At 65.0% G+C, this 5,582-nt stretch carries 5 protein-coding genes; all 5 read right to left on the reverse strand.

Features of this window, described 5'->3' with window-relative positions; genetic code table 11:
* Positions 1-382: 382 nt before the first annotated feature.
* Positions 383-1,915: an efflux transporter outer membrane subunit gene (locus tag VGN72_23895; protein ID HEV7302403.1), complete on the reverse strand. Its 1,533-nt coding sequence runs from the start codon at positions 1,913-1,915 to the stop codon at positions 383-385.
* A 49-nt stretch (positions 1,916-1,964) separates the two neighbouring features.
* Positions 1,965-2,942 (reverse strand): HlyD family efflux transporter periplasmic adaptor subunit, encoded by a 978-nt coding sequence (locus tag VGN72_23900; protein ID HEV7302404.1) that lies wholly within the window; start codon positions 2,940-2,942, stop codon positions 1,965-1,967.
* A 20-nt stretch (positions 2,943-2,962) separates the two neighbouring features.
* Positions 2,963-3,685, reverse strand: a complete 723-nt coding sequence (locus VGN72_23905) for an ABC transporter ATP-binding protein (GenBank protein ID HEV7302405.1) — start codon at positions 3,683-3,685, stop codon at positions 2,963-2,965.
* Positions 3,686-3,789: 104 nt separating this feature from the next.
* Positions 3,790-4,932, reverse strand: coding sequence for an ABC transporter permease (locus VGN72_23910; GenBank protein HEV7302406.1), 1,143 nt, complete (start codon positions 4,930-4,932; stop codon positions 3,790-3,792).
* 376 nt (positions 4,933-5,308) lie between these two features.
* Positions 5,309-5,582, reverse strand: a 274-nt coding sequence (locus tag VGN72_23915; protein ID HEV7302407.1) for a hypothetical protein, incomplete at its 5' end; no start/stop codon positions are given.

The raw sequence follows: 5,582 nt of genomic DNA on the forward strand, positions 1-5,582 counted from the left end.
ACGCTCGCTTGACTCTGCTGGATCGCTCGACGAACCGCCTCAGTCGTGGTGGCGCAGCCGTGGAGTAGTTGTCCCATAGTTCCTGCTTGTTGATGGCCAGCGGTCGTGTGCCATCATACCATGGGACTGTACACCTAGAGCGTGTTGATTAAGAAAGGAGCGATCGCTCCGGCCCCTCTCCCGGTACGCCGGGGGAGGCTGGGAGGGGGTCTTCACGAACTGCTGACCCCTTTGGTCATGGGGGCATCACCCCCTCCCAACCTCCCCCATGCGTACATGGGAGAGGGGCCGGAGCGCGGCTATGTCCGTCTTAAGAAAAGCCCTTTCAGAATGACGAATCGCGCAGTCCTTGCGTCAAGTGCATAGGGCCGGGCGTGTCATCCTACTTCGCGGCCGTCAGTTGCTGGGCGGCCTCGTCCCAGCCGCCACCGAGGGCCTTGTAGAGCGCGACGAGGTTGGCCGAGACCTGCGCTTCACTGCGGGCCAACGCATCCTGCGAGTTGAACAGAGCCTGCTGGGCCTGAAGCACGTCGAGGAAGTCGCCGAGGCCCCGTTCGTAGAGTTGCTGCGACAGCGACACGGCCCGCTGGTTGGACGACACCGCGCTCGCCAGCCGCCGGCGGCGCGATTGCTCGCGGTCGAAGGCGGTCAGGGTGTTCTCGACATCTTCGAGGCTGGTCAGCACGGCCTGTTCGTAGTTGGCGACGGCCTGCTCCTGGATCGCGTTCTGCACGTCCACCTGCGACCTTATGCGCCCGCCGGCGAAGACGTTCCAGCTGATGCTCGGACCGACGTTCCAGAAGATGCTGTCGGCGTCGCCCCAAGAGCTGAACTCGCTGCTCTGCAGGCCCAGTGATCCCACGAGCGAGAACTTCGGGAAGTACTCGGCGATCGCCTGACCAATGCGCGCCGTGGCGGCGGCCAGCTGGCGCTCGGCGCGGCGGATGTCGGGCCGGCGGCGCAACAGTTCGCTCGGCAGGCCGATCGGCACCTCGACGGCCGATCCGGGGATCGGCTTCACCTCGGCCAGCTCGTCGGCGAGCGCGCTGGGGTCTTGGCCCAGCAGCACGCCCAGGCGGTGCAGGTACTGCCGTTGCTGCGTCTGAAGCGGCGGCAACTGGGCGGCGGTCGTCTCCACCTGCGCCTCGGCCCGGGCGACGTCGAGGTCGCTACTCAGGCCGGCCTGGAAGCGCGACTGCGTCAGCTCGAGCGTGTCCTGCTGCACCTTCAGATTGGCTTCGGTGGTCAGGATCGTCTGCTGGATGCCGCGGTACTGCACGTAGTTGTTGGCGACGTCGCCGAGCAGGGTGAGCAGGACGTCGTTGCGGTCCTCTTCCACCGCCTGCAGTTCCGCGACGGCGGCCTGCACGGCCCGGCGGGTGCCGCCGAAGACGTCTAGCTCCCAGGCGGCGTCGAACCCGGCCTGCCAGAAGTCGGCCTCGCGATCGGGCGCGAAGTTGACGGCGGTGCCACCCCCACTGTTGCCACCAGTGCCCGTGCCCACGCCCGTCGCGGCGGTGCCCCCTTCGATGTTCAGCGAACGGCTCGACCGTTGATACGACGCGCCGCCCGTCACGTCCGGCAGGTACGCCGATCGTTCCACACCCACGCGGGCGCGGGCCTCGCGCACGCGGGCCTGGGCCTGCCGCACGTCGAGGTTGGCGACGATCGCGCGGTCAACGAGCGAGTCGAGCTGCGAGTCGTTGAACGTCGTCCACCAGCGCGACACGATCGGCTGGGTCGTGGGCTTCGTGGATGGCTGGGTTGAGCTGGCGTCGAACGGCCGCTGGGCATCGAAGGCGCCCTTCACCTTCGTCTCCGGGCGTTCATAGTTCGGGCCGACGGTGCAACCGGCGGCGACAATGGCGAGCGGGGCAACCAAGGCAAGGCGGCGAAGGTAGGCGGCAGCGTGCATGAGCGTTATTCCTGTGTCCGGTGAAGCGGTCGAAATCATTATTGACTGGCTAGTCGGTTTTGACCACTGGCCGGCTCGTATTATCCCGCGGGCTAATTAAATCTTCGATAAACACGTCCATCTGCTGCCCCACGTAGATGTTGCGTAACGCGTTGCGATCAAAGGAATAAAGCACCTGAAGCACGCGTGTATCAACGCGTTCGCTGCTCTCGCCGGTGAGGGAGCGTTTGGGGACGACGTAGGGTTCGATGCGGACGAACTGCAGGTCGGTCTTCAACTGACTGTTGCCGCGCACGCTCGCGGTGGCCCGGGCGCGTGGGTCGACGCGCCAGGCGTCGTTTTCGTCGACATCGACGCGCACGTGAAGCGTCCGCACGTCGCCGATGAGCATCAGGGGCGTCGCCAGCACGCCGGCCGGCGCGAACTCGCCCGCCCGCACCTTCACCTGCAGCACCTGCCCGTCAACCGGCGCCCGCACGATCCGGCGGTCCAGTTCGACCTTCAGCTGCGCGATCGACGCGTCAGCCGCCGACACTTGCGCCTGGGCTTGGGCAACGCTCGCCTCAGCGATGTCCGTCGCGAACCGCCGGCGGTCGAGTTCTTCCTTCGTCACCGCCCGCACGTCGCCGATCGCCTGGTACAACTCGAACTGGTTCCGCGCGTCGGCCGCGGTGGCCTGGGCTACCTCCACGTTGGCTTGGCGGGTCTTCAGGTCGGCCTCGCGCACGAGCAGTTCGGCCTGTAGGTCGCGCAGATCGATGAGGAAGAGCGGATCGCCTCGCTTCACGTCGTCGCCCACCTTCACCTTCATCTCGCTCACCACCCCCGCGACCGGCGTGCCGACGGCGATGTTTTCGGTGCTGGCCTCCACCAGCCCCGCCCCGGCCACGTAGGCCTCGAACGGCGCCTGCGCCGGTGGCGCGATCGGCTGGCTCACCGCCGGCTCCTGGCTGCCCGTGACCACGGTGTAGATCGCGAACACCACACCGACGACGGCGAGGAGCGGGAGGAGGAATTTGCGAAACATGACGGGCTCCGATTTTGGATTCAATGTTCCAACTGTTCGGCCGACTCCACGACCTTCACGACCTGCCCGTCGTTCATCTGCGCAATCCGGTCGCCGAACTCGAAGATGCGGGCGTCGTGGGTGACGATGATGAGTGAGCGTCCCTCGCCGAGCGCGACCTCGCGCAGCAGTTCCATCACCTTGTGGCCGGTCTGGGCATCCAGCGCGCTGGTCGGTTCGTCGCAGACGATCAGCTTGGGGCCGTGGACGAGCGCCCGGGCGATCGCGACGCGTTGCTGTTGTCCACCAGACAGTTGCGCGGGCAGCGACGCCGAGCGGTCACCGAGGCCGACGCGGTCGAGCATGGCGCGGGCGCGGTCGACGGCCTCCTTGCGCTTCACGCCGTTAATCAGCAACGGCACCGCGGCGTTCTCGGCGGCCGACAGGGTGGGCAGCAGGTTGAAGGCCTGGAAGACGAATCCGATCGTCTGCCCGCGGTACTTCGTCTTGGTGCGTTGGCCCATGTGCTTGAAGTCGTGCCCGAAGACTGCGCACTGGCCGTCGTCCTGATCGAGGATGCCCGCGATCACGCTGATGAGCGTCGTCTTCCCGCACCCGCTGGGCCCGACGAGCATCATCAGCTCGTTGGCGCGCACGTCGAGGTTAATGCCGCGCAGCGCCGTGACGACCGCCGACCCACTGCCGTAGGTCTTGACGACGCCGGTGCATCGCACGGCCAGAGTTTGTTCGGTCGCAAGGGTCATGGAACGCGTTTTTGAACTTCAACATATAGCCGCCGGCTTGCCGGTGGTCTTCTCTTCAATTGAACCAAGACCACGGGCAAGCCCGTGGCTATGTGTTTCCCATCTCAACTCTTGAACACCACCGCCGGCTCCAGGCGCAGCACGCGGACCGCGCCCAGCAGTCCCGCGATCAGGCAGCAGACGAACACCGCCACGCCGCCGGCGACGGTGATCTGCCACGACATCTGAAACGCCAGCCCCGCCTTGGAGAACAACATGCCAGCCGCCGCCGCCCCACCCAGGCCAATGCCGTAGCCGAGGCCTGCGACCACCAGCACCTGCACCAGCAGCATGCGCAGGATCGTGAGCCGGTCGGCCCCCATCGCCATCAGCGCCGCGAAATGGCGGAGGTTGTCGAGCACGAAGCTGAAGAACGTCTGCCCCGCCACCAGAATGCCGATCGCCATCCCCATCGCCACCGTAATGCCAAAGTTGATCAGGATGCCCGTCTTGTTCAGAATCCACCACATCGTTTGATCCTCGAACTGGTCGCTCGTCAGCGCGCGGTGGCCGGTGTTGTCGAAGATGCGCTGCGCGACGGCCGCCACGTCCGCGCCCGGCTTCACCTTCACCAGCACGTACTGCAGCGTCTTGCGCTGATCGGTATAGACGAACTTCGCCCGGCTATACGTCGTGTAAAGCACCGGTTCCCAGAAGAACTCCGTGCTCGAGCGATACGTGCCGACGACCACCACCTCGTAATCGTTCAGCGTGATGCGATCGCCCACCTTCACCGCCGGGCTGCCGGGGGTGCGGTCCAGCCGGACCGGCGCCTCGACGTTCATCAGCACGCCACGGTCTCGCCGCAGATCCGCCATCGTGCCTTCCACCATAATGGGTGGCCCACCGGTCAGCGTGGCGTCGTCCAGACCAATCAGCCGCACGTTGCGCCGCGTGCCGTCGGCCATCTGGGCGTTCACGAAGTTTTTATACAACGGCACCGCCCACTGCACGCCCTCCACCCCGCGTACGCGCCCGAGGGCCGTCTCGAGCATCGGCTTGATGTCTTCTGTAAACTCGACCTGCTCGTCCATCACCCAAAGGTCGGCCACGTCCGTATCGCGCACCCATGCCCCGGTGCGATGGGCGAAGCCGACCAGGATGGACGCCTGATTGGTAATCAGCAGCGCCGCAAACGCCACCCCCGCCACCAGCGCGATGTACTTCAGGCGATCGCCGACCAGCATTTTCAAAGCGACCCAGTTCATAACATCTCACGCGTAACGGACGAACGATTTATCACACCTAGTTATAGTCACGCCAACCCAGCCTGCCGTTACATTTGAAAACGACCGCGACGTCCCAGCCGCGCCCCTCCACCGTTCGTCCGAGAATATCCCGCGCCCACCGCCGCCAATCGGCCCCGACCTGCGACGTCCCCTCGCGTCAACCGGATTGGATGCGCTGCAAACGTGGTTGTCAGTCTCGATCCTATGTTCAAGCAGCTCCTGTAGTGGCGACGCCTGCGTCGCGGTCGACGCGAAGCGTCGAACCACGCCGGACTTCAGGGTTGCGCCCCGACCGCGACGCAGGCGTCGCCACTACAGGATGATGACGGAAACCATCTCGAGACACAGCAGGTTGTCACGCGTTCCAACCGAGTTTTGCACGTGGGAAAACCGAGTTTGCACCGATGCCAATTGCGCTTGCACCGATAACAACCGGGTTTGCACCGATGCCAATCCAGTTTGCACCGATGCCAATCCAGTTTGCACCCATGACAACCCGCTTTGCACCGATGACAACCAGGTTTGCACCGATGACAATCGAGTTTTCACCGATGCAAACTGAGTTTGCACCGATGCCAATCGAGGTTGCACCGATGCCAATCGGGTTTGGCATCGCCTGAATTCGGGAT

The sequence above is a fragment of the Tepidisphaeraceae bacterium genome (assembly GCA_035998445.1).
Classification (GTDB): domain Bacteria; phylum Planctomycetota; class Phycisphaerae; order Tepidisphaerales; family Tepidisphaeraceae; genus DASYHQ01.

Excerpts from the sequence above, each read along its gene's own strand:
- VGN72_23895 (HEV7302403.1), bottom strand. The coding sequence starts at position 1,915 with ATGCACGCTGCCGCCTACCTTCGCCGCCTTGCCTTGGTTGCCCCGCTC.
- VGN72_23900 (HEV7302404.1), bottom strand. The coding sequence starts at position 2,942 with ATGTTTCGCAAATTCCTCCTCCCGCTCCTCGCCGTCGTCGGTGTGGTG.
- VGN72_23905 (HEV7302405.1), bottom strand. The coding sequence starts at position 3,685 with ATGACCCTTGCGACCGAACAAACTCTGGCCGTGCGATGCACCGGCGTC.
- VGN72_23910 (HEV7302406.1), bottom strand. The coding sequence starts at position 4,932 with ATGAACTGGGTCGCTTTGAAAATGCTGGTCGGCGATCGCCTGAAGTAC.